This is a genomic window from Streptomyces sp. NPDC001890, from assembly GCF_042891445.1.
GTDB lineage: Bacteria > Actinomycetota > Actinomycetes > Streptomycetales > Streptomycetaceae > Streptomyces.
In genome coordinates this window covers 1-26,088 of sequence record NZ_JBIATE010000016.1, presented here as the reverse complement: position 1 = coordinate 26,088, position 26,088 = coordinate 1, and the positions used below count along the sequence as shown (strand labels likewise).

General features: G+C 70.1%; 30 protein-coding genes. All 30 read left to right on the top strand.

The features are described from left to right. Positions 1-361: 361 nt before the first annotated feature. The 30 genes from ACFYY1_RS29890 (at position 362) to ACFYY1_RS29745 (ending at position 25,858) form a co-directional block, all read left to right on the top strand. Positions 362-1,147, top strand: a complete 786-nt coding sequence (locus tag ACFYY1_RS29890) for a hypothetical protein (RefSeq protein ID WP_388591125.1) — start codon at positions 362-364, stop codon at positions 1,145-1,147. Positions 1,148-1,321: 174 nt separating this feature from the next. Then, positions 1,322-1,720: a hypothetical protein gene (locus tag ACFYY1_RS29885; RefSeq protein ID WP_388591123.1), complete on the top strand. Its 399-nt coding sequence runs from the start codon at positions 1,322-1,324 to the stop codon at positions 1,718-1,720. Positions 1,721-2,098: 378 nt separating this feature from the next. Beyond that, complete coding sequence (locus ACFYY1_RS29880; protein ID WP_388591122.1) at positions 2,099-2,476, top strand: hypothetical protein; 378 nt, start codon at positions 2,099-2,101, stop codon at positions 2,474-2,476. Between the two features lie 51 nt (positions 2,477-2,527). Further along, entirely contained in the window at positions 2,528-3,031 is a 504-nt protein-coding gene (locus ACFYY1_RS29875; protein WP_388591120.1) for a hypothetical protein, read from the top strand. Between the two features lie 274 nt (positions 3,032-3,305). Beyond that, positions 3,306-4,079, top strand: coding sequence for a hypothetical protein (locus ACFYY1_RS29870; RefSeq protein WP_388591118.1), 774 nt, complete (start codon positions 3,306-3,308; stop codon positions 4,077-4,079). 141 nt (positions 4,080-4,220) lie between these two features. Continuing rightward, complete coding sequence (locus ACFYY1_RS29865; protein ID WP_388591116.1) at positions 4,221-5,438, top strand: DNA cytosine methyltransferase; 1,218 nt, start codon at positions 4,221-4,223, stop codon at positions 5,436-5,438. A 336-nt stretch (positions 5,439-5,774) separates the two neighbouring features. Continuing rightward, entirely contained in the window at positions 5,775-6,170 is a 396-nt protein-coding gene (locus ACFYY1_RS29860; protein ID WP_388591114.1) for a hypothetical protein, read from the top strand. A gap of 291 nt (positions 6,171-6,461) precedes the next feature. Further along, on the top strand, positions 6,462-7,532 hold the full coding sequence (locus ACFYY1_RS29855; RefSeq protein WP_388591113.1) for a DNA cytosine methyltransferase: 1,071 nt from the start codon (positions 6,462-6,464) through the stop codon (positions 7,530-7,532). A gap of 241 nt (positions 7,533-7,773) precedes the next feature. Next, the gene (locus tag ACFYY1_RS29850) at positions 7,774-8,394 is read left to right on the top strand and encodes a hypothetical protein (protein ID WP_388591111.1); all 621 of its coding nucleotides are present in this window, start codon (positions 7,774-7,776) and stop codon (positions 8,392-8,394) included. A gap of 425 nt (positions 8,395-8,819) precedes the next feature. Then, entirely contained in the window at positions 8,820-9,326 is a 507-nt protein-coding gene (locus ACFYY1_RS29845; RefSeq protein ID WP_388591109.1) for a PH domain-containing protein, read from the top strand. Continuing rightward, positions 9,323-10,609 carry a PH domain-containing protein gene (locus tag ACFYY1_RS29840; protein ID WP_388591107.1) on the top strand — a complete coding sequence of 429 codons (1,287 nt, stop codon included), beginning with the start codon at positions 9,323-9,325 and terminating at the stop codon, positions 10,607-10,609. Before ACFYY1_RS29845 ends, ACFYY1_RS29840 begins: the two co-directional genes overlap by 4 nt. A gap of 194 nt (positions 10,610-10,803) precedes the next feature. Further along, entirely contained in the window at positions 10,804-11,232 is a 429-nt protein-coding gene (locus tag ACFYY1_RS29835; protein ID WP_388591106.1) for a hypothetical protein, read from the top strand. Positions 11,233-11,760: 528 nt separating this feature from the next. Beyond that, the gene (locus ACFYY1_RS29830) at positions 11,761-12,222 is read left to right on the top strand and encodes a hypothetical protein (protein WP_388591104.1); all 462 of its coding nucleotides are present in this window, start codon (positions 11,761-11,763) and stop codon (positions 12,220-12,222) included. Positions 12,223-12,907: 685 nt separating this feature from the next. Beyond that, entirely contained in the window at positions 12,908-13,105 is a 198-nt protein-coding gene (locus tag ACFYY1_RS29825) for a hypothetical protein (protein WP_388591102.1), read from the top strand. A gap of 338 nt (positions 13,106-13,443) precedes the next feature. After that, positions 13,444-13,620 (top strand): hypothetical protein, encoded by a 177-nt coding sequence (locus ACFYY1_RS29820; protein ID WP_388591101.1) that lies wholly within the window; start codon positions 13,444-13,446, stop codon positions 13,618-13,620. Positions 13,621-14,010: 390 nt separating this feature from the next. Beyond that, complete coding sequence (locus ACFYY1_RS29815; RefSeq protein ID WP_388591099.1) at positions 14,011-14,433, top strand: hypothetical protein; 423 nt, start codon at positions 14,011-14,013, stop codon at positions 14,431-14,433. 181 nt (positions 14,434-14,614) lie between these two features. Then, complete coding sequence (locus tag ACFYY1_RS29810) at positions 14,615-14,941, top strand: hypothetical protein (protein WP_388591305.1); 327 nt, start codon at positions 14,615-14,617, stop codon at positions 14,939-14,941. 253 nt (positions 14,942-15,194) lie between these two features. Beyond that, a complete protein-coding gene (locus ACFYY1_RS29805; RefSeq protein WP_388591097.1) occupies positions 15,195-15,779 on the top strand; it encodes a hypothetical protein in 585 nt (194 codons plus the stop codon). Positions 15,780-15,976: 197 nt separating this feature from the next. Then, positions 15,977-16,360 carry a hypothetical protein gene (locus tag ACFYY1_RS29800; RefSeq protein ID WP_388591096.1) on the top strand — a complete coding sequence of 128 codons (384 nt, stop codon included), beginning with the start codon at positions 15,977-15,979 and terminating at the stop codon, positions 16,358-16,360. Positions 16,361-16,626: 266 nt separating this feature from the next. Beyond that, positions 16,627-17,214 (top strand): hypothetical protein, encoded by a 588-nt coding sequence (locus ACFYY1_RS29795; RefSeq protein WP_388591094.1) that lies wholly within the window; start codon positions 16,627-16,629, stop codon positions 17,212-17,214. A 209-nt stretch (positions 17,215-17,423) separates the two neighbouring features. After that, positions 17,424-17,798 (top strand): hypothetical protein, encoded by a 375-nt coding sequence (locus ACFYY1_RS29790; RefSeq protein WP_388591093.1) that lies wholly within the window; start codon positions 17,424-17,426, stop codon positions 17,796-17,798. Positions 17,799-18,160: 362 nt separating this feature from the next. Further along, a complete protein-coding gene (locus ACFYY1_RS29785) occupies positions 18,161-19,018 on the top strand; it encodes a hypothetical protein (RefSeq protein WP_388591092.1) in 858 nt (285 codons plus the stop codon). Positions 19,019-19,288: 270 nt separating this feature from the next. Continuing rightward, the gene (locus tag ACFYY1_RS29780) at positions 19,289-20,122 is read left to right on the top strand and encodes a hypothetical protein (protein ID WP_388591090.1); all 834 of its coding nucleotides are present in this window, start codon (positions 19,289-19,291) and stop codon (positions 20,120-20,122) included. Positions 20,123-20,459: 337 nt separating this feature from the next. Continuing rightward, complete coding sequence (locus ACFYY1_RS29775) at positions 20,460-20,807, top strand: hypothetical protein (RefSeq protein WP_388591088.1); 348 nt, start codon at positions 20,460-20,462, stop codon at positions 20,805-20,807. A gap of 175 nt (positions 20,808-20,982) precedes the next feature. Further along, the gene (locus ACFYY1_RS29770) at positions 20,983-21,273 is read left to right on the top strand and encodes a hypothetical protein (RefSeq protein WP_388591087.1); all 291 of its coding nucleotides are present in this window, start codon (positions 20,983-20,985) and stop codon (positions 21,271-21,273) included. Between the two features lie 534 nt (positions 21,274-21,807). Beyond that, on the top strand, positions 21,808-22,281 hold the full coding sequence (locus tag ACFYY1_RS29765; RefSeq protein WP_388591086.1) for a hypothetical protein: 474 nt from the start codon (positions 21,808-21,810) through the stop codon (positions 22,279-22,281). A gap of 217 nt (positions 22,282-22,498) precedes the next feature. Beyond that, on the top strand, positions 22,499-22,921 hold the full coding sequence (locus ACFYY1_RS29760) for a hypothetical protein (protein WP_388591084.1): 423 nt from the start codon (positions 22,499-22,501) through the stop codon (positions 22,919-22,921). A gap of 105 nt (positions 22,922-23,026) precedes the next feature. Then, entirely contained in the window at positions 23,027-23,677 is a 651-nt protein-coding gene (locus ACFYY1_RS29755; RefSeq protein WP_388591083.1) for a cell envelope biogenesis protein OmpA, read from the top strand. A gap of 443 nt (positions 23,678-24,120) precedes the next feature. After that, complete coding sequence (locus ACFYY1_RS29750) at positions 24,121-24,624, top strand: hypothetical protein (RefSeq protein WP_388591081.1); 504 nt, start codon at positions 24,121-24,123, stop codon at positions 24,622-24,624. A 472-nt stretch (positions 24,625-25,096) separates the two neighbouring features. Further along, entirely contained in the window at positions 25,097-25,858 is a 762-nt protein-coding gene (locus ACFYY1_RS29745) for a hypothetical protein (RefSeq protein ID WP_388591080.1), read from the top strand. The last annotated feature ends 230 nt before the right edge of the window (positions 25,859-26,088 follow it).

The window sequence follows — 26,088 nt, the reverse complement described above, 5'->3', positions numbered from 1 at the left end:
GCGCACAGCATCGCAGCCACAGGCAGCCTCTGGCTCGTGTGCCTCCACCTCATACGCATCCGTACGGGCTTGCGGAGCTAGCCGACGGCCGGGTCAGTGTGAGCGCGCTGGACCGGCCACTGCGCCGCGTGGCACCCCCTCCCAACTCAGCAGGGACCGGTCCAGATCGTTGCGCAGCCCACCCCACCGCCTTCTCACCGCCGACGCAGGGCCATACCCCGCAGTCTGGCGTCCGCGACGGGTCGGGCGCTGGCATGGCACCGAGACAGCACCGTGGCCCGCGGCCGGGCTGTCTCACCGACTGCCTCCTACACCGCACACCACCCCATCCGACATTCCTGGACTCGTGGAGTGCCCCATCATGGCCACCGACTGGCTGCTCTCGCAGAACGAACGAATGAGGAAGCAGGGCATCTTCAACTGGACCCTGCCCGCTGGAGCCGTACGCCTCACGGACGAAGCCCGGGACGGAACCACCACCGTGCGCCCGGTCAACGTCTGTCCCTCCGCCTCGGTCTGCTTGAAACACTGCTACGCATTGGGCTCGGACTCCGGATACATCCGCTTCCCGGCTGCTCGCGCCCGCCATCTGCGCAACCTGCGGATGGTGCTGGACACCCCGCTCCTGTGGCAGGAGCGCATGGCCACCGAACTCCGTCACCCCCGCTATCAACCCGACGCCGAGAAAGGCAAGGGGGGCCACATCAGGATTCATGACGCCGGTGACTTTTTTGACGATTCCTACACCCTCATGTGGCTCCAGATAATCCGTGGCGCACCGAAGGGTCTGACCTTCTACGCGTACACCAAGGAGGTCTCCCGATTTCGTCGACTGGTTGAGCCGAACCTGCCCGCGAACTTCAAGTACGTCTTCTCGCGGGGCGGCAAGGAGGACATCCTGATCGACCCGACGCGGGACCGGGACGCGGACGTGTTCCCCACGCTGGACGATCTAGAAGCAGCCGGATACTCGTCCCAGGCTGCCTCCGACCTCCTGGCCGTACATGGCCCGCCCCGCGTCGGCATGACTGTCAACCGTCCCCGCAAGGACCTAACCGCGTCATTCGGGGAGCTTCAGAGGCAACGGAACGCCGAGGACGCCGCCCGACGCGCGCGCCAGCAGTCGAAGGCCCGCGACTCCCGCTGAGCTGCTGCCACACGCCCCCGGCCCGCCCTGCGCCGTCACCACGGCCGGGGCGGGCCCTGCGTTCCCCCACAGCCGACACCGAGTGCCGAGCCGGTTGCCGGGCTAACCCCAGCCACTATCAGCGTCGGCCAGACCGGCGCGGCACAGTACCTCGCCCGACCTCTGGAGACCTTCATGCAGTTCCTGATCACTGGTGACTCCCGCCGAATCCTGACCGTCATCGACGTACCTGACATCCCCGATGGATCGGCCGCAACCATCGGCATCGAACGCGCCGACCGGCCCGACCTGCTGTACGTGGGCGCCGACCTGCACGCCGACGGCACGATTACCGTCGGGCACTGGCCCGACGGCGAGGAGTGGGACCGCCTGGTGCACACCGCCGGCGTACCCGACCAGTGCGGCCACACCACCCCGGCGCTCTCGGCAGAGCCGACTTACACCCGCGCCCAGGTCAGCCAGGCGCTAGCCGATGCCTGCGCCCGCCTCACGGTGTCCACCGCTGACGCCGCCGCACTGGACCTGCTTGCGCTGACCGCACTCGACTCCCTTCCCGCACAGGCAGCCCTCTGATCGAGCGCCACCCCGCTGGGCCCGCCCCGCCATCACCGGCCCGGCGGGCCCGCTTGCGTCAGCACCCCACCCTCACCCCGTTCGTCCCCGTGCCACGGCGTGCGCGGTCGGCAGGAGGCTCGTCCCTCGCACGAACGCCAGCCACCGCTGTCCGTCCCAGCTCCTGGCCGAAGATCCCCCTTGCTGGGGCCTTCCGGCATCAGGAACCACGAGCGATGCGCGGCCGCGAGCCCGGGGGATCGTGGCGTGGAGGTGAAGTTGCATGGCTAATTCCCCTCCGGGTGATTGTCCTCACCGCCGGGCGCCACCAGGCAGAACTACATCCTGCAGCGCGGCGAGGCACTCCATCGATCACCTGTGAAAGGAATCCCGCGTTCCATGTCCCGCACCCGCACTGCCCTGTCCCTGACCGCTCTTGCCCTTGCCGTGGCCGCGCTGTTCATGGCGAGCCTGGTGTTGCTGCTCGCCATGCTCCCCGGCGCTGGCCACAGCACCGGCCACTCCACCCCGGCCCACTGCCCCACGAAGCGCGGCTCCACCGTGAAGCAGAGCGCGAGTACGGCGAGCACCCGCCCCTGCACCCCGCGCACCACGCCGGGCACGCCCAGCCACCAAGTCGTCCCGGGCGCGCGACAGCCCGCAGGTCCGGCCCCCAGAGTTCCGGCTGCGCCGAACGCTCCGGCCGCGCCCAAGGCTCCGGCCCCTCCGAAAGCCCCGGCTGCACCCAAGGTCCCGGCCGCTCCCAAGGTCCACTGACCGCCCCCGCTTCGATCCACTCCCAGGCCCGCCCCGCCGACCTCGGCCGGGGTGGGCCTTCCGCCCCCCAACCCCGCCACCGGCGCGGACGAATTCATCGTTCGCGACGTCAACGGCCACCGCCACATCCTCGGAACTCCGGGCCCCGACCAGGACACCGCCATCCGCAATGCCCTCAGCACTCTTGCCGGGCGCCGGCGCGACCACGCCCGGCGAGTCGAGCACAACCGCACCCACGTACTCGGCCTGGACCCGGTCCCGCCCGTCCGCCTCGGCCACACGGCCACCGGCACATGCGTTGTCCACGTCCGCTGCTCCTGCCCGCGGGTCGAAGGTCTCGCCGCCCACTACGAGCACGTGACCCTGGCGGCAGCCGACTGGCTCGACGAGACCCCCACCACCCCGTGGAAGTTCTGCCCCAACTCCCCGACACGGTTCACCACCCAGAGCGGAAGCGGTCGCCTCACCAGCACCCTCCGAAACGACAAGGGCATGGCCGTCGTGGAGCTTCAGCACAGTGAGGGCACCGCGAGACTGTCGACCTTGCCCAGGTGAGCGACCTGACCTGAACTCCAACCTCCCTTTCACCACATCGGCCCCGCCCCGTGCGCAGCGCAGCCACGAGGCGGGGCCGCGCCGGTCCGCGACCTCTGCGGCCCATCCCGCCAACAGCAGCCACGCACGGCGCACGCCTCATTGACGCAACTCGCATGTACGGGGCACGCACCGCCCGTCCTGCTGCACCAGAGTTGCACCTCCTTGTGGTGCTAGGCCCCGGCCTCCTCATGATCCAGCCCGTCACAACCACTCAACCCGGAAGGACCCGAGCATGACCACCGAGCCGCGCAGCATGCCCACCGACCGCCCGCGCCCGCCGGCGTTGGTCTCCGTAGAGGTGATCGCCTCCATCCGTGCCATCGTCGGCGACGCAGACCTTTGGGACACCGAGCGCGAAGACTACGAACAACAAGACCCCTCGCAACGCAACGGGCATCTCTTCGAGCACCTGCTGCTCGTCGACCAGTTCCTGCGCCAGCTCAGCCCGTCTGACCACGCCCGCACAGCAGGCGACAAACCTGTGAGCCCAAGCGACCCGGTCATCCCCCCGCCGCAGCACCGCACGCCCAAGGAGCGCCGCACGGCGGGCCCCACGATCACCGGCGCCGGGATCGGCTACGAGCGTGTCACCGACCCTCACACGCTCCTACCCGGCGAGTGGGTGCGCCTCACCAAACCTCTGGGCGACACAGACACCTTGACGCTGCACCTGACGGTGATCGAACCCCACGGCCGGCACCAGCAAGGCACCGGAGTATTGTGCCACCGACATGGCCGGGCGCTGATGCCTACCGAGCAGCACATCGTGCTGACCCAGCCAGTCATCGAACTCGGACAGGTGCACCGGGCCACGACACAGCCCCCGCACGGCATCCCCGGCACCTGGTGCGACAGCTACGACAGCAACGGCGACACCTGCGGCCGGTCCTTGCACCACCACGGGGACTGCCTCACTAGTACGACAGCCGACTACAACCCACCCCCGCCCCTGGCGCCCCGCTCTTCCGCAGGGCGCCAGGGCTCTGCCACGTCTACCCACACCTGATCGACAGCGCCGTGCCGGCAGCCGCGCGACTGGATCGGGGGTTGTGAGGCTTGCTGTCCCAGCCCCGAGTGTGCCGTCACCGCCCGGCCAACCCCCTGGCCGCGCACCTCGACTCCCTGCTTCTGGAAAGGGAATGCTGCGATGACAGCCCTGTTCGACGGCCCAACCTCGGTGCACTTCTTCACCGGCGGCCTCGGTGACATGCGTGGCTTCACCGACGCCGGATACCTGTCCCTGTACGCCGCGAACCATCACCCGGCCTCGGTGTTGACCGCCCGCACCAACTGGCCCGGCCTGTTCGTGAACTCGGCCGACGTGCAGACCATCGACATGCGCTGCGTGCCCACCGCCGACGTCCTGGTGGCAGCGCCAATCTGTACCGAGGCGTCTCCTGCAGGCGGCAAGGCCGCCCCACGGAAGGCAGTGCAGCTCGACGGGAACGGCCGCCCGACGCCGGGCCCGGACTGGCCGCAGACCCGCATCACCATGTGGGAGCCCGTCCGCTACGCCGAAGTCCACCGCCCCATGGCCTACGTCGGCGAGAACGTCGCACAATTCGGCACCTCCCCGCTGTTCAAGGCATGGCTGCACGTATGGGACGCCCTCGGCTACACACCGGTCGTCGCTTCGGTGAACGCCGCGCACCTGAAGGCCGACGGGATTCCTCCGCTGCCTCAGTCCCGGGACCGAGTCGTGTGGTGCTTCCTTCGCAACGACATCGCCGAGGCGCACGGCCTGCCCGATCTCCGGCCAATCAGCGATGCGATGTGCCCCACCTGCGGCCCCGTTGAAGGCGTCCAGTACTGGAAGAAGAACCCTGACCTTCAGGTCGGCGAGTACGGCCGCAAGAACCGTCAGTACTACTACGTATGCCCGAACACGCGCTGCGGAGCCGCCGTTGAGCCGGTCACCCGCGGCATCGGCGACGTCATCGACCCGAGCGTGCGCGGCGCACGGTTCGGCGACGGCTACTTCAATCACTTCTACCGCACCATCACCCCTTATGAGCAGAAAACCCGCGACCGTGTCGCGATCGGCCTGCAGCGGTACCGCGGCAAACCGTTCATCGCCACTCTGCGCAACCACTGCTCGGCCAGCTCACTGGATGAGCCGATCGGCACCCTGACGGCGAAAGGCGGCGGCCACCACTACCTGGTACGTCCGACCGCCGAGTTGAGCATCGACGAGTGCGAGTACCGGCCGCTGACCATCCGCGAGAAGGCCCGGGCCCAGGGATTCCCCGACCACCACATCTTTGCCGGGAAGGAAGAGGACCAGCGACTCCAGGTCGGAAACGCGGTCCCCGTCAACGTCGCATCCTGGCTCGCCCGGCGCGTCAAGGCCGTCCTGCCCCACTGATCTGACCCGCCCCCCAGTGAGCTACCAAGTCCCTGCCGCCCCCGCGCCCACCGGCCCGGGGGCGGCGGCATCGCAACCAGGCTTGCGGACCTAACCCTGCCCGACCGCACCGTGTGGTCAGCCGAAACGCCCCGCACGATCCCCTCCGTGCCGAAGGCGTCCAGCACCAGCCGGGGCTGCGCGGCGAGCGCAGTCGCGCCCCGCCCACGCCCACGCTCGTGCGCCGCACCGCTTCTGCGGTTGCCCGGCTAACCCCTCACGCGGCCAAGGTGTCCGCATCGCGGCTGATCGCCGCACCCCCACTGCTCCCAAGCCCCGGAAAGGGCCCGCCTCACCATGTTCAAGTACACAGTGGCTGTCCACGAGTTCACCGCCCAGGCCGCGAATCTCATCTCCGAGCCCGTCGCTGTCGGCGACTACCAGGACTTGACCGTCGATGACGCGCAGAACCCCAGCCAGGTCATCGTCTACTCCACCGGGCCGGCCGCCGCGCTTCGCATCGCCCAGCGCCACCTCACTCACGTCCACGCCCGCCTCACTTACACCAACCCCAGCGCCATCGGCCGTACGGCCGACGACATCGTGTACGGCGAAGCCCGCGCCCGCGCCGAAACCCTCACGCCTGGCCAGCGCGAGGAGGAGCTGCACTACGCCATGCACAGCGAGTCCGACGCGCTGCGGATGGACGCACTGGTCGACGTCATGCACGAGCGCGGAGAGATCAACCGCTAACTGCTCTTCGCCCCGCCCCGCCCCTTGGCCCCTGACTCCCTTGTGCACCCATGGGGGCGGGGGCCACCTGCTTCTCCAGCGCCCCATCGTTTCCGGACACGTCCGCCGACCGGCCCTTTGGTTTCGCGCGGCGGTTGAGGGTGACAGCGCGGACTGCGGATCACCTCACCTTCCCCTCCACGTACTTGCCGGTTTGCGGTGCTTGTCCCTGTTCGTGTCTTCCTGTCTCCGTCAATTCACTCGGGGGGTTCCGCTTCCGGTGACAGAGAACCAGGAAACGAGGAACCGAACATGCCTGATGAATCAGAGGTCGACATAGTCGACCTGTTCGGAGGCCCGGGAGGTTGGGACGTGGCCGCGCAGCGCCTCGGTCTTCCCGTGACGGGCATCGAGAACGACCATTCCGCTTGCGAGACCCGCCGAGCCGCCGGACTGGGCACCGTGGAGGGCGACGTGCGCGCCTACGGTCCCGCCGACTTCCCCACCGCCACGGACCTGATCGGTTCACCGCCGTGCCAGCCGTATTCCATCGGCGGCAAGGGCGCGGGGCGCCGGGCCCTGGACACCGTGCTGCACTTCGCCGCACTGCTCGCCGCGAGGCAGGACATCCGCTCCGGCCTCGCCACCCTGGACGACGAACGTACCGGCCTGGTGCTGGAGCCGCTGCGCTGGATCCTCGCGGCCCTGGACATCGGACGTCCGTACCGAACGGTGATGCTGGAGCAAGTGCCCACCGTGCTGCCCGTGTGGGAGGCAATGGCGAAGATCCTCCGGGCCGAGGGCTACACGGTGGTGACGGGCCGTCTGCACGCAGAGGAGTACGGCGTCCCGCAGACCCGTGCGCGCGCTGTGCTGGTGGCCCGCCGACGAGACAGGGCGGCACTACCCGCGCCCACCCACCGCCGCTACAGCCGCACCACCGAGCAGTGCGCCGGGGACCCCACGCTTCAGCCCTGGGTGTCGATGGCGGAGGCGATCGGCTGGGGGATGACACACCGCCCAGCGCTCACCGTCGCAGTGGGCACGGCAGCAGGGGGCCCGGACCCCTCCTGCGTGGGCGGCTCCGGAAGCCGGGCCACCCTGTACGGGGAACGCGACGCGGGCCGCTGGATCGCAGACACCCGACTGGTTGATGCCGACTCGCTGCCCGCCTACCGCGGCGGCCGCAAGGACATGATCCGGGTGTCCGTCGCCGACGCCGCCGCGCTTCAGACCTTCCCGCCCGGCCATCCCTTCCAGGGCACCCGGACCAAGCAGTACGAGCAGATCGGCAACGCAATGCCATCAGCACTGGCGGAAGCAGTCATCCGGCGGGCGATGGCCCGGGAACTGGCCGCCCGCACCGGGGCAAAGGCAGCCTGACCCGAGGAGTCCTCCGGAAGCGTCCCTGATGGCCCGCCCCGCACCCCGGGGGCGGGCCGTCCAGCATTGCCACCCCGAACCCACACCCGCACCAAGGGGTTGCCCGGCTTGGTCCCCCCGGGGTGAGTGTGAGTGCGGCAAGAGCGGCTCCCCGGCCACCCGGCGTGGTTGAGCCCCGGACCGTCGAAGGCCCGGCCGGGCCCGTTCTTGAAACCTTCCGCCACCCGTCACAGGAGTTGTCATGCCCATGCACACTCGTTCGGTTGTTGCCGCCCTGGGCCCCGACCCGACCACACTTACCCACCTCGTCCCTTATGACGGACCCCGCATAGCCGCCGCCGACTTCTTCACCCAGGCGCGGCAGGGCCGCGCGGTAACCGGGCCGCCGCCCTTCCGCGACGGCGACTGTGTGTCCTGCCCGCGCGGCATCGAATGGATGCGCAAGTCCGGCCGGTGGATCACCCCCGGGCAGCCCCACGGCCTGATCCTCTCGGACCGGGTGGTCGCCGACTGGTGGCAGACCCGGATGATGCCCGACAGCCGGTTCGCGCTGGTCCACCGGCTGACTCCCGCCGAGACACCCCTCCTGATCACCGGCGACCACTACGCCAGCTCCTTCCACGGCTGGAGCGAGACCCATGGCGTGTTCTCCTACGACGAGCCGGTCTCCGGCCCCTACCTGCGCTCGATCGCCTGGCAGGCCGCCCGCACCCGCACGGTGAGCGTCCACCTGGAACTCCCCAGCGGCATCGTCACCCTGCACTCCCGGACGGAGGGCGACGTCTTCTTCCACCCCGCCCCGACCGCGCGCCCCGCCCTCGCGACATCCCTCGCTCCGGCACCCGCCGCGCTCTGCGCCTGACACTCCCGCCCGCGTCTTGACACCGCCCGCCCCGCCACCCCGGCGAGGCGGGCGGTCCCGCGTTCCCCCGACACCAGGCCACCGTCGGGCCGGCCGCCGACCCTCTGCCACACGCTAACCATCAAGACCACCGACCCGCTAACGGCCGCCGTGCCCCTCGCCCCCGCACCCCTGCGTATGGCCCCTGGCCTCTGTCGCGCACACACCGACCACCGCCGGGCGGCCCCCGATACCGCCCTCACCGGGGACGAGACCCTCGCCGAACACCCGTGCCAGCCAAGCTTGCGTTGCTAACCAGCCCCTCCGTCATGGTCCAACTACCGGGCAATACCGCCCGGAACTACCGCATTCTCGACGGAACTAAGGGCACCAGAATGACCCACTACATCAGACCGGAACCGCCATTCACTCTGGACGGAGAGGAGATGACCCGCCACCCCGAGCGCGCCGTCCGCGTCAACCGCATCGCAGCCGCGCTCACCATCCTGGGCGCAACCACCCTGCTCGGAACACTGACCGCGCTGATTACCACCCTCGTCTATCTCGGCCTCACCCACACGCGCGACTGGCACGACCTGCTGAACTGGTGGCACCCGGCCATGGCGGCCCTCGCTCTTCTCCCGATAGCCATCTACGCCTGGCGCTGGAACCGCATCAAAATCGCTTGGCACTTCCGCGGATACCACCTGGGGGCCGAAGAGATCTACCTCCGCACTGGGCTGCTCACCCGAAGGCTCACCGTCCTGGCCTACGCGCGGATCCAGGAGGTGAACGTCGTCACCGGCCCCATCCAGCGCCACTACGAACTCGCCACGGTGACGATCAGCACAGCCGCCGGACGCGAGGCCATCACCGACATCGACCCGCAGACAGCTCACAACCTGCGCGACCATCTCACCGAACTCGCCCGGAAGCGGAGGCTGCCGGTATGAGCCAGCCCGCCATCGAAGGCCGACTCCACCCGATCACCCCGCTGCGGCGAAGCTGGGCCGTCCTTGCCGCACTCGCGGCCCTTGCGTACCAGCTGCGCGACCTCGTCAGTTTCCGACCCAGCACCGAAATCAGCACCGACACGATCGCCCTGCCCCTGTGGGCAGCGTGTACCGCCGCCGCGCTGATCGTCACCGGCATCGTCGGACTGTTCACCGCTGCCTGGCGGCACAGTCACTACATCCTTGACGGGAACGTTCTTGAGTACCGCAGCGGCCTGCTGTTCAAAGTTCGTCGCCACTGCGAACTCGACCACGTCCAGAGCGTCGACATCATGCGACCGTTCCTCGGCAGGCTCATCGGCATCTGCACCCTCCGCATTGTCATGCCCGGCACGGCGATGACCCTCTCCTACCTCACGCTCAACCAGGCACGAGCGCTCAAGGCCCGCATCCTTGCCGAGGACACCGTCGAAGACAGGCTCTACCAGGTCAAGACCAAGGACCTCATCCTGGCCCTGCTTCTTGACCTCAGCACGAACCTCTGGTCGCTCGTCATCGTCACCGGCGCCGTCTTTCCCTACGTCCTCTCCGGCGAGCTGTTCACGCTCTCGACCCTGATCGCGTTCGCACCCAAAGTGTGGAAACTGACAGGCAAGCGGCTCTTCGTCTACAACGGTTGGTCAGTCACCCGCACGGCCGACGGCGCCTACCGGACTGACTACGGCATGTTCGACACCCGGCAATACACCTACCAGGACTCGCGGATCACCTTCATCGAGCTCCACCAACCCCTTCTGTGGCGCCGCTTCGACTGGGTCGAGGTGAGAGCCGCCGTCGCCGGGGCTGCCAAGCCCGGCATTCTGATACCCGTCTGCCCTCGCGTCGTCGCAGAGAAGATGGTTCTCCACCTCCTCGGCCCTGGTGCCGTACGCCACTTGAACAACCCCCTGCCCGCCCCGCCTGTTGCCCGTAAGGCCACTCCGTTGCACAAAGCCCTCGGGTACCGCCTCAGCAACGGGTACTTCACAGCGTGGAACGGGTTCTTCCTCCGCAATGTGACAACGGTCTGCCCTGTTCAGCGCGTGCAGTCCGTCAGCACCCGTCAAGGACCGTGGCAGCGCAGGCTCGGCCTCGCAAGTGTCTACGCCAACGTGCCAGGTGGGGGCAGCGTGCCAGCCGCCCACCGCGCCATGGGTGAGGCGGCGGATCTCGCCGGTTGCCTCTACCAGGCATCAATGGACGAAGCTGAACACCTCAGGAAGACCACCGACGCCGAAACGTGACGGCACCGCTCGCCCCGCCACTCTCGACGAGGCGGGCGGTCCCGAGTTTCTCCCGGGGCCAGCGGTCCCGCCCCGCTTCACACTTGCGTGTCTTGCCGAGTACCCCTCCACAGTGGCCCACCGGCCCGGGGAGCAGGGAATGCGCCCCGACTCCGGCTGAACCCCGCGACCCTTTCCTGAACGGAGACACTCCTTTGTCCCCCGTACCCTTCGACCTCGACCCCACGCGCATGCCACTGATGGTGCTCCGGCGCCCGGACAACCAGCACTTCAGTCAGATGCCGTTCGGCGCGTTTGAGTCGGACGCCCGGCCAGTACTCGCCCGGAACGTGCAGGCCGGTGACCTGATCGTCGCCGCTTTCACCGAACATCCCACGCCCTACCAGCTCACCCGGGCAACCGCTTGGATCCCTGACCCGTACCCCGCTGCTGCCCCGGCGCCATGGGACCCGGCCTGCACGTGCGAGGAGTGCGGGACCGTCCACCGCCTCCTCGGCCCTGCCACGGCCGCCGGCCGAGTCGTGCTCACCCGCGACGCATGGGGCGGCCTGTGCGATGTGTGGGACGCCGACGAGCCTGTCCTGGTCATCCCCACGACCTCGTTGCTTCTGCCCATCGCCTGACCCGCCGCGTCCCCGAACGGAGGGCCACTACCCTGAAACCGGGCAGTGGCCTCACCTGCGGGCGTACCCGTCAACCGCATCGCAGTCGAGCTCACCATCCTGGGCGTAGCCACCCTGCCAGGAAGACCACCGAGATCGACAAGTGACAACACCGCCCGCCCCGTCACTCCAGGCGAGGCGGGCGGTCCCGCGTTCCCGGACGCCTGGGCCGCCGTCCCGCCTGAACAATCGGGTGCCACACCCTGAACCCGGCGGCCCCGAACCCTCCGGCGTCTGCCCCGGGTTCGGGCCGCCCCCCGTCCGGCCGGTCCGCCACCATCCCCCCTGCTCCCGCTACGACCGCCCCGAGGTACAGGGCAGCGCCTGGCTCGGCGGCCAGGGCCAGCCGGGTTGCGGGGGTTGGCGTCCGCCCAGCCATCCTCACCCCTGGCGGCCCCGAGGGAGCAGTGACCATCCCCCTGCTCATCTGGAGGCCGCACCCAAGGGCGTTCGCACGCCCCCAACCGAACCTCGACGACGGGACGTTCCGTGACTTCCGCTGCTCTCCGACCGCACGCCCTCCCCCCGCGCACCCTGACCCGCCTGACGCCCGCCGACTGCACGGCCACCCAGTGGTCGACGGCGAAGGCGAAGGCCGACGCCGGGAACCGAGTCCTGGCCTTCATCGAGAACGGACTGCACCAGGAGGCCTTCACCGACGACCTGTACCGCACCTGCTCACAGCACCTGTTCGCCCACATCGCGCACTTCAACCGGCACGGTTTCGCCGACACCTGGTTCACCACCCCCCACGACAAGGCCGCTTTCATCCGGCACGCCGTGAACGCCCGCAGTGGCGGCGATCCCGCCTGTACGTGGTCCGACGTCGAGCAGCACATTCAGCGCACACTCGCCGACCACCCGCACCTTCAAGAGAGGTCAACCTGGACCGGCGCCACCCGCCCGCACGACTGCCCGTCATGCCACTGCACCCCCCAGACACGCAACTGACCCCCACGCATCCGCTTCACCGGCCCCGGGACCGCGCTCACAGTCCCGGGGCCGCGCCGTGCCCGCACACCCGCGCCCAAACGCTCTCCACCGCCGCACCAGACCGCTCGCCCCGCCCCCGGCCGGCCGGGGGCGGGGACCACGCCCCCGCGCCGCCGGGCCCCACCTCTTTTCGAGAAGCGGAGCATAATCGTGGACCACCTCGCCCACCACCACCGGCACCAGCGCTGATCCTTGTGGCAGGACCTGGCCGACGCCCTGAACGCCCGCATCGCTACCAGACTGTTCCCCGACTTCCACAACCTGTACGGGACACGGAACGACTGGCGGCACCAGCCGCAGGCCAGCACCGCCGCCCACGCTGACGCCCCCTGGGCGGTTTTCGACCTGTCCACCAGGCAGTTCACCGTGTCCAGCCGGCAGCGGACCCTCAGCGGCGAACACTCCGGCAGCACCTGCGCAAACGCCGCTGACCTTGCCCCGGGCACCGTCCGGCACTCCCTGCGCACCCCAGATCCGCCGCCCACCGTGCTGGCCCCGGCCAGTATGTTGCGCCCCTTGCTCGTCACCCCGACACAGTGCACTCACCGGGCCGGGGGAGCTGTGACGTCCCACCCGCTCTCTCGGCCCGCCCCTCCGAGCAACCGCCCCAAGCCCGACCGGATCTCCCCGCGGCAGGGACTCGTTGTCGCCGCCCTTTACCTGCCCCAGCACCATCGCGTTCGGCCTCGCCCACCGATACCTGCTCGGCGGGCTGTTCCTCTTCGTGGGGCTGACCATTGCCGCCAGCGCAGCAGGTGTGCACTACTCCCCCCGGACACCGCAGTCCGGCGAGACGCACGAGCCCACCACGAACGCACCGTCCGACCCGCTCACGAAGTAACACCCCCCCGCATAGCAGTCCGTCAGGCCCGTGTCCGTTACATCGCGGACATGGGCCTGACACACGCCTGAGCAACTTGCCCCCACCCGCCGACCGCGCCGAATCCCCCGACAGCGAAGACAAGACAGGCGCCTGACCGGCCCGCCCGACGGGTGGGTCTGTCGAGCCGCACACGGACGGCGCCCGGCACCCCACCCCCTGCGCGTCGTCGGGCTCTTTCTCGCGCCCCGCCACGTACGACGTGCGGCGATCAACTGGGGTGGCGGAGCTAACTGTCCCGCTCTGCACGGTCTTTCCACCGGGCCACCGACCCGGCTACGACCGAACGGAGCCACATCATGCCCGCACCCCTCGCCTCCGTGTGCCGCAACCCGCACTGCGGCGGCCGGATCATGCCGCGCCCTGAAGACACTCCTGATACCTACTGCGTCGCCTGTGTGGACCTCGCCGACGATCACGATCAGGGCGAGCACGACTACGACAGCCATGAGTACTGCCCTGCCTGCCAGCCCTGACCAGCGCTCCCCGCTTTCAGCAGCAGGCCGCCCCCCGGGCCTCGGTCCTGGCCCCGCACGGGGCCGGGACCGCTCCCCGGCCGGGCTGAGCCACCACCGCGGCCCCCCTTACCCACCGTCCGCCCACGTCCGCCCCTGTCACCGGCGCCCGCTCCCAGCAGCCAGCCGCCTAAAACCGCGTCCGCCCCGACCACCGCCGTCCGGCCCGCCTCCGCAACCCTGCGGGGCGGGCCGTCGGCGTGCCCGGCAGGCTTCGGCACGCGCCCCGGCACCCGCGCGGGCCAGCCATCCCGCCCCGGCCGCCCCTTGCACAGCTAGCCGACCGCCTCTTCACCGTGGCACACCCGTCACGGGCCACCGGCCCGACCCCGAAGCGACAGGAACCATATCGTGTACGAGAAGCCCGACCTGGACACCCCGCTCGCCGCCCTGCGCACGAACATCACCGCGTGGCAGGCCGGCCTTCAGCGGCACCTGTCCGAGGAAAGCAAGGGCAAGGGCATCGCCTTCGACGTCCAGCTCATGGAGGACCGCGACGACCTCGCCGCGAAGATCGTGGAGGACTTCACCGCGATCGATACGGAGATGTCCAAGCGCCGCGTGATCGACAACGCCGCCCCCTCGGCGTGGAGCATCGAGCGCCTCACCGACGCCCAGCTCGCCACTGCCAAGACCGACTGGCCGGAACTGACCCTGTTCAACGACGCCACCCTCCGCCTGGCCGCCGACGTCCTCGGCATCCACATGGTCCGGGACATGGCCCGGCAGGCCGTGCGCAACGTCCCCGGCGTCCGCAACTCCCGCACGAAGTAGAGCCCGTCCGCGGCTCCGGCACCCTCGGCCCGCTGCCGATCCCCGGGGGCGGGCCGTCGGCATACCCCGGCCGCCCGCCGCGGCTTGCGGGGCTTGCTGACCGCCGTTCCACATTGTGTGTGCACGACGTTTTGTGCATCGTCCGACCCCGTCAAGGAGCAGGAGGCTACCCCAATTGAGCGTGACCCGATGGTGTGTCAGCACTTACAGCAGCCTGGCCATGACCACCCTGTGGCCGGATTGCTCGTACGCCCCGGTCAACGTCTACGAGAACGGCTGGCTCGTCCGGGTCAAGGCCCGTGTCCGTACGGGACACTGCCGGGCCTGCCTCGGTGCCGGCTGCGGGAAGCCCGAAGTCAAACCGTCCTACGACGGCCCGCACTCGCGCGTCCCGGACGAAGTGATCACACGCGGCCGGATGCTCATGCCCGGCTGGCAGGCGGACCCCGCCGAACCGGTCGGCGTACCGGTCGCGGGCACCCCCGCACCGCAGCCCGCCAGCGTCTGAGGGGCTGCCCAGCCTCAAGCCCCGGCCCGCGACGGGTCGGGGCTGCGTCATGCCCGCCGTCCCGCGCGGCTGCCGCTGCCGCGTCTGCTGCTGCGCGCCGTCCGTGGTGGTTGCCGTGCTTGGCCCGGGCCGGGTCATTGTGTCGGCGCCGCGTGCCGGGCCCGCCCCGCCACCAGGGCGGGCGCCGGGCTCGCCGGCCGCCCCGGGCCGCACTTGCGCCCGCACCCCACTTCACCGAGCGGAGAGAGCTCTCATGGGATACATCACCTACGGCCACGCCGAGTTGGACACCTACCTGCGCACCCACGCCATGGGCCGGGCCGGAACCCTGTGCAACCTGAAGGACATGCTCACCCATGTTCGCGAACTCGCCCCGCTGTGGTGGGAGCACACCGGCGCCGCCCTGGGCGCCCTCCGCTTCACCGGCGGGTTCATGGGCAACGTTCTTTCCGGCCTCTTCGAAGACGACGAACTGTTCATCAGCTGCGCCGTCTCCGGCATCGAGCAGTTGCGTGCCGAGCTCGTCCCCGACCGGGCCCGCCGCGCCCTCTACGGAGACGACCACGCCGACCTGCTGCTCCTGAACTTGCAGTTCGGCACGTTCCACATCGCCGACGCCGCCGATTCCTGCCAGTTCATCGACGGCTCCCGCCGCCCCGTCGCGGCCAACACCATCGTGGCCATGCTGGACATCGACCGCAGCCCCTCATGGGTCCATCCCGGCGGCTTCGGCGGTGACCTGTCCGGCGCCAAGACGAGCATTACCACCGTGCTCACTGCGCTCGACCAGAAGGACGCGGTCCTGAACGGATGGCGCGCCGCCATCGATGCCCGATAGCACCGCCCCGTGAACGCCCCAGCCCCCGGGCTCCGCGACCACCGCGGCCCCCGGGGGCTCACCCATGCCCCACCCCGCTGCGGAGCAGACCGCCTAGGTCCCGCGCACCCGGCCCGCACCAGTTGCCGCGCTTGCCCGGCCCCGGGCCACCATGCACCCCGCCGCCCCGCCCCCTCACACTCCCGGAGCCGACCACCATGAACACCACCCTCACCCCTGCCCCCGACCAGGTCCCCGGCGCAGCCGAGACCACGATCGACCTCACCCCCGTCACCGCGTACACGGCAGGCATCGTCCGCCTTGCCGAGGCGAAGGGCCTGCGTCCCGCCTGGGGCCAGCCCCACGGCCGTACCCGCCGCATCATCCTCAACGCGGTCGGCCCGCACGGCGCGTTCGGCTCCATCGTCATCGGCCGTACCAGCGGCAAGGTCCTGCGCGCCGAGGTCATCCACGGCAACGACGCCAAGGTGCCCCGCCGCGCCACGGGCACCAACGCCGTGCGAGCCCTGCTCATGGAAGTGACCCCGTCCGCTTGCAGCCAGGGCTGCAACGCGGAGTCCTCGACCGCTTGCCGCCCCTGACCCACCGCACCGGCGGACACTGCCCGCCCCCTGCCCCTGGCCCGCCCCCTGCCCCTGGCCCGCCCCCGTACCTCGTGGGGGCGGGCCGTCGACATGCGCCCGCGCCCGCCGCGCCCGCCGCGTCTCCGCCGCCCCTGCTGGCCGGGCCCTGGTGGGCTCCGGCGCTCTGGTTGCGTTGCTTGCCGGCCGCGGCCGCAGGGTGCGCACCACGGGCCGCACCGGCCCTGAGCCCGCCGGACACGGCGTACTGACCAAGGAGTTGGAACATGGACGAGTGGACGTGGCCCGATGAGAGTGCCGGGGTCGAACTGCTGCACCCGGCCCAGATCGAGACGGGCCAGCGCCTTGCCCGTGAGATCACCCGGCCCGACGGCACCATCGGCACCGAGTTCGCAACGGTCTGGGACGTCAGCGTGGGAGGCACCTACGAGACCTACGGTGGCATCGGATACAGCTTCCGCACGAGCGACGGAGAACTGCACCCTGCGCCGTCGAACTCCCGCCTGTGGGCACACCCGCAGATCCGCCCCGAGGACCTCCCGCCCCACGAGGGCCAGTGGATCACCAACCAGAGGTTCGGCGCACACGACCACAAGCCCGGCATGCTCGGTGACCGCTACTTCTACGAGCGCACCCGCGCCCTCGACACGTTCACCGTCCCCGACGGCCGGGTCTACCGGCTCCTGTACGGCCGCAGCACCCGCCACGACAACCGCCAGGACCCGCACGGCCGATGGAGGTGCTACTGGGTCTACCGCTGGGACCACGGAGTGAAATGGATCGGTCCCAGCCGCGAGAACTCTGATCTGGCATACGAGCAGTTCAAGCACATTCGCGAGGGACGCGCCTGGTAGCCGTCCCCCGCCCCTGCCCCTGGCCCGCCCCCGTACCTCGTGGGGGCGGGCCGTCGGCATATCCCCGCCCGCCCCGCCCGCCTCGTCACCGCTGCCCGACGGGCCGGTTGCGTTGCTTGCCGGCCGCCGACGCAGAGTGCGCTCACCCACCACGGGCCGCACCGGCCCGACCCCGCCGAACACGGCGCACTGACGAAGGAGTTCACCTCATGAACTGGGCCGATCTGCTGAACGCCCTGCTGGTCGCAGGTTTCGTCCTGCCCCCGCTGCTCGCAGTCTTCCGCCTGATCCCCTTCGCCGCGGCCCTCACGGTCCAGACCACGGCATGCACCGCGACGACGGTCTGGACCTTCCTGCGCGGCGACGCCGAGGGCACCGTCTGGTACGCCTGCCTGACGGTCTTCTTCGTGCTGCTGCTGTGCCGCGACCACCGCCGCAGCAAGGCCCGCCGCCGCGACCAGGACCACGCCCGCACCACGGACCGCACCCCCGGCCCGGAGCGGGCGGCCAGCCAGGACCGGCGTCAGGGTCGTGATCGCGGCATGGATCAGGTCCACGTCATCACCACCCTGAAGAAGCCCTGACCCCCTGCGCGCCCACAACTGCTGCGCATGGCCCGGCCCGCCCCGCATACGCGGGGCGGGCCGTCCGCGTCTGCGTGCTCCGGCCCCCCTCCGCCTTGCCTGCCGGGGTGAGGGGTTGTGGGGGTAACCCGCCCGCCGACCAGAGTCGGCGCAGCCGGGAACGCCCGCCACGAACCCCCTCTCGTGCGCTGTGAACGACCGGCTTCGGCCGGGCCGCGCGGGACGGGGACCCCCTCCCGCACAGCCCTGCCCCGGCCGGCCCGTTGGGCGGGGCTGTGCCACTCCCACCGGCCGCAGTAGCCCGGCTAACCGGCCCCTCCATCACGGTCCAGCCATCACCCCTGGCCACGGAGAGGCACCGCATGAATCCCACCGCATCGCCCTGCGATCAGACCCCCGACGATGAGGAATTGGCCCTTTTCCCGGCACCCCCACCCGTCCAGTACCAGGACCCCGACCAGCACGTCATCCAGTTCAGCGGCGGAGCCGGTTCGGCGCTCTCAGCTATCGCCATCGCCGAACGAGTCGGCCCCACGCGCATGACCCTCCTCATTGCCAATACACAGGTTGAGGACCCGGACCTGTGGAGGTTCGCGAGCGATGTGTCTGCCCTGATCAACGTGCCGCTGGTGATCGTCGAGGACGGACGTGACCCCTGGCAACTCTTCAGGGACGTCGGATTCCTGGGCAACAACCTCTTCGCACCCTGCACCAAGTACCTCAAGCAAATCCCCTGCAGGAACTGGATGACGGAACACGCACCCCCCGAAACCTCCATGGTCTACGTCGGGATCGAGCCGACCAAGAAGGACCGCCCCCGAGCTCCGTCGATCACCCGGAACTGGTCACCATGGCGGGTCGAGTTCCCTCTGCTCGACGGCCCGGATCGCCCCAAAGAGGACCTCCTGGCGGAACTCCGCGCCCACGGCCTCACACCACCACGCCTCTACGAACTGGGCTTCCCCCACAACAACTGTGGCGGATCCTGCATCCGGGCAGGGCAACGCCAATGGAGGCACCTCCTCGACGTCTTCCCGGAGCGCTTCGCCAGAGCCGAACGCGAAGAACAGGCGTTCCGAGCCGACAACCACAAGGACGTCGCCATCCTCAAGCGCCAACGCGACAACGTAATCCGGCCCTTGACGCTCGCCGAGCTGCGCCGCGAGTACGAAGCCGAGAAGGCGCAGGCGAACACGGCCGCGGCATCAACGAAGGCATAGGCGAGACACCCACGGCCGTCACGCCCGCGCGCCCAACGGCCCCGCACCCTCGTGCGGGGCCGTCCGCGTACGCCCCACTGCCGGGCCACTTCATCCGGCCGCGCCCCAGGGCAGCCCCAGCGGGTCGCCCCTTTGCGCACCGCTCCACGCCCGGCTTCCTGCCGGGTCGGACCGGCTGGTTGCCGTGCTTGCCCCATGCCGGGTCAACGTGCTGCCACCCCGAGCCACCGCCCGTCGGCCGGGCCTCACGCTCTGAGAGGAACACCCCACATGCACACCGACCTGTCGATGATCTCTCGCAACCTCCTGCTCCTCTCCACCGGCGCCGCCCGAGACCTCGGACCCAGCTGGAAGGTGGAGGGACTCCTGGGAAGCGCCCTGATCGTCCACCCGCTCGGCTTCCGGGTCATGGCCGACGGCTTCCCCGAGCACATCCTCTTGACCGCCCACATCTTGACCAGCCCCCACCCCGACGGCTCGCTGGCGAAGGTCACCGTGCGCGTCCCTCGCGCAGATGACGAGACCACCTGGCACCGCATCGCCGATGCGATCCGCATCCGCATGATCCACCACTTCGGCCGCGCGGACGCCGTGGCCGGACTTCGCGTCATGTCCCAGCCGCTCCGAGAAGCTGGCATCAACGCCACCGCCCAGGGCTCGACGCAGCGGACCACCATCGAACGCGGCCCGTTCGAGCAGAACCGCCCCGCAGACGACGGCACCCCCGGCCCGTTCCAGATCATCATCACCGCGCCCCAGGACGACAGCACGCGCGTGGAGCTGCGTATCCCGTTCCTGCCTGTCAAGGACGCCACCCGGATCGCGGCCGCCACCCTACCGGCCGTCTACGCACCCGTCCCGGCAGGCAACGACCTGCCCGACGAAGCCCGCCAGATCGCCGCTGACCTTCCGGGACTCACCGCCCAGCGCGCCACCAACAACGGCCCCCGCTGCACCGACCTGACCGACCCGTCCGGCACCCTCACCATCCGGCACGCACTCGAAGCCACAGACACGGGCACCCGCTCGTGGGCGGCCATCTGGCTCCGTAACGCCCCCGTAGCCACTGCGTACGCAGCAATCCGCGCCTACGCCACCCGCTGACCCGCCCACTACGCGGCCGCACCCGGACAACTTCCGCGTGCGGCCGCGACCTTGCGCCCAGACACATCGGCCTGTGCCCCGGAGCCCGGTCGATGGCTGCGCTCCGGACGCCCACCCCCCGCCTTGCCTGCCGGGTCTGCTTGCCGGGGCGGGGGGTTGTGGCGCTTACCCGCCCGCGGGTGAGAGTCGGCACAGCCGGTCACGCCCCGCACAGAACCCCCCCTTTCGTGCGCTGTGAGTGATCGTCCAGGCCGGGCCGCGCGATGGATGCGGACCCCCTCCCGCCCCCGCGCGGCCTGGCCCCCACCTGTCGACACCCAGATCAGGAGCTCCGATCGTGACCACGCCCCGCCCGCGCCCCGCGACCGTCACCGTCCGCATCGAGGACAAGCCCGGCGCCGATACCGCGCCCGTCGACTTCTTCGTGCCCGGCACCCACTATGGCGACGGCGACGGCTTCAAGGCCCCCGAGCAGACGCACACGTTCCAGTGCGAGCACATCGCCACCCACCCCCGCCCCGGCGCCGGCCCGCGCGCCTTCGGCTTCCTGCGCAACAACGCCCCCGGCGCCGACTGGGTCTCCGCCGCCCTGAGCAAGCACGACTTCCCCAAGTGGACCCGCATCCCCACCAACCCCACCGAGCCGAGCGGCGACGACACACCGACGGACCCCACCACGCCCTGACCCGCACAACCAGTCCCGCCCGCTGCCCGCCCCGGCCGACGCATCACGGCCGGGGCGGGGCCATGTTGCGGGGCTTGCCCGGCCCCGCCCCACGATCCGCCCCAAGCACCGAGGCGACCGCCCGGTGCACAACCAGCCCGGCTGAACCCTGCTGTCTCTGCGAGGAGTTCCCCCCTTGTCCGATGTCCTGTTCACGCTCATCACCGTCCTCCAGGCGGAGTCCGCCCTGGTGGCCCTGGTCACGGTCTTCAAGCCCGGCGTCTCGGAGCGGACCCGGCAGATGGCGTTTCGCGTCCTGACCGCCGCGACGCTGCTCTCCGCCGTCGCCCACCTGATGAGCAGCCACGCCGTTGTCGGAACGCTGTTCGCCGCCCTCACCGCCCTGCTCCTGATCACCTGGCGCCAGCCGCCCCGGGTCCTGGTCCGCTGGGCCCGGGCACACAAGGCCGAGAAGCCCACGAAGTAGCGGGGCGAGCACCCCGCCTCACCCCCGGCCCGGCCCGCACTCGCAGCGGCCGGGGCCGCCCCCATGCCCGCCGTCCCGGGCCGGACAGTTCCTGCAGAACGCCCTCAGCCGCGCGGGAACCACCGCCCGCGCGGACAGCGACAGCAACAGCGACTACATCGCCATCTCCGTCGGCGCCCACGGCATCATCATGATCGGCGGCCTTCATCGGCCGGGCCAAGGAGAACGAGATCCACTCCCGCCCGAGCGAGCACCAGGGCTGGGCAGCCGTTCACTACCCCCACACCGAGAACGACGGCGGCAACTTCACCGAGTTCTACCAGTGCACCAACCCCGACCTTGCCCAGGACACGGCCCACGTCGTCAAGGCCGTCCAGAACATCATCGCCGGACGTTGACGCCCCCCGTACGCAAGAGGCCCACCCCCGACGGGGTGGGCCTCTTGCGTGCCCCGCGTCGAGCCTTGCCCGGCTAGTCCTGCGGCGCCGCACCGTGCTCTCCACCAACCCGCCGTCCCCCGATGGGAGCTCGACAATGCCCACCCAGCCAGCCCGGCCGCCCCACCCGACCGACGGCCCCGTCCACAGATTCTTCGAACTCACCTACAGCAACTACCAGGTCCTGCACCGCACTCTGATGCAGTCGATGCCGCTCGACTGGCAGACACGCATGGTCGGCTGCCTCGAAGAACTCCGCGACGCCTTCAACCACATCGAGCAGCCGCACGCCTTCCACGTGCAGGCCGCGACCGAGCACATCATCAACGAGATGACCCCCGCCGAACTGGCCGCCGCAGGTATCGAAACCGACCGGCACGCCGGCCAGACCCCGCCCGTCCACCTGACGGACGACGAACTCGACCTGTGGCAGGCCGAACACGAACAAGCCGAGCCCCGCTACTACCACGACGGCTCCGAACTCGACCCGCACCAGCGGTTCCTCATCGCGGCCACGGACCCGATCCCGCACTACCGGCACACCTACATCGAACCCCGGCGCACCCGCTGACCTTCACCACCCTCACCGCGCCGCACGTACGAGGCCCACCCCGAAATCGGAGTGGGCCTCGTACGTACACCGCGCCCGTCCCGCCGCAGCCTCCGGCTTGTTGCCGGACTAGCCCGCATACGCCGCACCGTGCTCCCCGTCACCACCGGCTCGTCGCGACGCGACCACACCTGCCAATCCGCCTACAAGCCACCACACCCGCCCCCCGGAGTCTTTTGTGACCACGCTCGACGACCTGCGCACGTCCGCCCTCAAGAGGCTCACCACCGCCGAGTTCACCGACGCCACCGCCACCTGCCGAAGCAACAACCTCGTCATCGCCACCGTCCCCACCGCACACTCCGCATGGGCCGACTTCGCGCTCGCCTCCCACGCGGCACTGCGCCTGTCCGACCGGGCAGGCCGCGCCCGATACGCGCTCTTCCCCACCCCCGCCGACAACAAGCCGTACAGCCGCACCGTGTACTTCCGTGCCACCGGCCCCGGCCTCGCCCAGCAGCACGTCGGACAGGTCCTCCGCCGCACCGCCCGCATCGTCCCCGGCTACAACACCGAAGCGGACATCCCCAAGGCCCTCGCCACCGCCCTCTTCGACGACTCCCGGCGCGCGGACGACATCACCGTCACCCGCCTCGCCTGACCCCACCCCACCCCGCCCCACCGCACCCCGCCCCATCGCCGTACTGCTCCCGGCGGAGCGGTACCCCTCTGCACTCACACCCCCGGAACCCGGAAGAAGCAGCCCATGCACCCGATCCCTCAACGCTGCGCGGACCGACCCCTCGCGGGCGGACTGGTCGTACCGTACGTATCCCTCATCCATGACGGCCACGCGGCGTTCGGCACCCTCGACGCCGACCGGGCCCGCACCGCCTTCCTTCACCACCTCTGCCAGATCTGCGGCCACCCGCTCGACGAACGATGCTTCCTGATCGTCCGCCCCGCCGATATCGCCCGGGGCCACTCACCAGAACCGGCACTGCACCCCGAGTGCCTGCCCTACACCGCCGCAACCTGTCCCATGCTCAACGGCCAGGCCACGCACTACCGGCAGCGTCCGGTCCTGGCCAGCCACCCGGCCGGACGGCCCTGCACCGATCCGTCCTGCCTGTGCCCCTCCCGCACGCCCGACAACGACCATGCCGCCCGCAGCGGCCGCCCCGCTGACCGATACGAAGCATGGATGATCGACGCCGGCCACTACCAGCTCGTACCCGACCCGGACATACCCGACGTCCCAGTGGGCATCAGCCTCAACGTGCCCATCCTCCGCAAGCGCACCCTGCGCGAAGCCACCCTGACAGCCGTCCGGTCCGCTCTCCTCAACCTGATGCACTCCGTCCTGGAACCAGGCATCGCGACCGACTGCATGACCCCCGCCGACAACGACAGCTGACCGACGCCCACTCACGGCCCCGTGCCCGGACACCCCGACCCGGCACGGGGCCGCCCGCATACCCGCCCATCACCACAAGGCCCCCGGTCACCGGTCACCCCGCCCCTCAGCACAAGGGTTCCCGGCCTGGTCGCCCCCAGCCCAGTGCCCGCCGCCGCCCCCTCTCTGCTTTGCCTGCCGGTTCTGCTTGCCGGGGTGGGGGGTTGTGGGGGTTACCCGCCCGTGGGTGAGAGTCGGCGCAGCCGGTCACGCCCCGCACAGAAATCCCCCTTTCCGTGCGGTGTGAGTGACCGGCCAGGCCGGGCCGCGCGATCGATGCGGACCCCCTGCCCGCCCCGCGCGGCCCGGCCCCATCTGCCGACCACCGGATCAGGAGAGCGACCGTGACCACGCCCCGCCCGCACACCCAGGCCACCGCCCACCACTGTCAAGGAGACGAACCGATGAGCCTGCCCGACCTCCCCGCCCTGGCCACCGCCCTGCAAGCCTGGTTCGACGCCTACCCCACCGACCCCGACGACGCCGAGCGCCTGACACTCGCACTTGAGTCCGGCGGCGAACGCCACGTCGTCAGCCTCCAGCCAGGCCAGGCCGGATGGTTGCCCGACCTCGTCGAGAAGCAGATCGCCAGCCTCCGCAACTCGCACCCCGACGAGAACGGCCAGTGCGCACACTGCAACGGCCCCGGGGTGATGACTGGTGCCCGCGCACTTACTGCCTGGGTTGCCTGGCAGCTGGACGGGCCCGGACTGGACTACACCCACCCGGACGAGGCAACTGCCAAGAAGTACGCCGAAAAGCAATACCTGGACGGGCTCGACTCGGAAGACCAGGACGACGCCAGCCTGGAATGGACCGGCGGAGACAACCTCTACGAGTTGGAAGACAACGGTCAAGACACCGGCTGGTGCGTCAGTCCGGCAGATGATGACGCCCAGATCATCTGAACAGCGACCGCACACCGCATTCCTGTGCAGGGTCGTCGACGTACCCGCAGTGCCCGCCGCACGGGCGAGCACAAATGGCACGCCTACGCCCTCAACGCTGCCGCGCGGTCGCCCGCACCCAAGCCGCGGCCCTCCGCGCCTAGGCGCCGGGCGCAGTCCGCCTCGGCCAGCACCGCCGACCCGTATCCGCCACCGACATCCAGCACTCCGGCCCCGAGAGCCCAGGGGACCGCCATACCGGTGCCTGCCGCCGCTCCTACTGTGCTGGGCAGCTGGCAGACTCCCGCCGGCAAGGTTCCCTGGGCGCTGCCGCGTACTCGACCGGCCGTCCTGGCCCCGCAACCGCCCGCAGAGCAGCCCCATCGGCGGCGGGCAAGCCTTGCGCCACTTGCCGACTCCTGCTCCACAGTGCGTCCCGCCCCTCCCAACAGCACCACTCGAAACCCGAGACCGAGAAGATGGAGCGCGCCGCATGACCAAGTCCAAGGTGTCGAAGATCCGCACCCGCATCGACGCTCTGCGAGCAGTGATCAACAAGGAATGCACTGCGCCGATCTGCCAGGAGTCAGGTACCTGCCGACACGAAGGCGAGAAGGAAGCCGCCCGTCACATGCTCGACCGCCTGCTGGACAAGCTGAAGCAGGCAGCCGAAGACGGGCGCGACGAACGCGCGCAGATATGGGCCGACATCTACGAACGCGGCTACGACTCCTACGGAAACACCTACCGCACAGGCGCCAAGTACCGCTCCGGGCAGTCGATGAAGGAGCGGGCCGCAGGTATCCGCGCGGACATCAAGATGGCGCGCAGGGCTGGACAGACCCCCCTCGTACAGGAGGGTCCGGGGTTGGTATCCCAGGCGCTGGAGACCTACCGGTTCGACCCCATCGGGGAAGCGCCCGCGCAGATCAAGTTCCGAGTCCGGATCGGCGACGGCTACGGCTCCATCCGTATCGGTGTCGACAACATCCCCCAGGAGTGGGGATGGGTAGCCGCCGAAGAGGTCACCGACTATCAGGGCAGGAAAGTCACCCAGTGGCGACGCTCGCAGGCCCTGAAAGACCTGGAGGCAGAGTTGAAGTCGGTCGGGGAGGCGTACAACGCCGATCACGGCTCCAACCTCATGACGGACTGCTTCGCGAAAGCGTTCTTCGTGTTCGTCGAATCCGACGACCCCGGAACGCTCGCCTGGCGCGCCGAGTACGAACGCAAGCACCGGAACCGTCGCGCTTGATGCCCCAACGCGCCGCCCCCACGGCGCGAACCACCACGCACATCCCCTGCCACACCAGGCTCCCGGCCCGGCCCCTGCACCCGAAAGGGACGGGGCCGCTCCGCGGGGTGCGGCACATGCCGCACCCCGCGCTGTGCGTCGGCTACTTCGAAGCGCGGCAGAACCCCGCCCCGCCCGGTCTGGTCTACCGCCATCGCCCGTCGGCTGGTGGGCGGGTTGCGGGTCTTGCC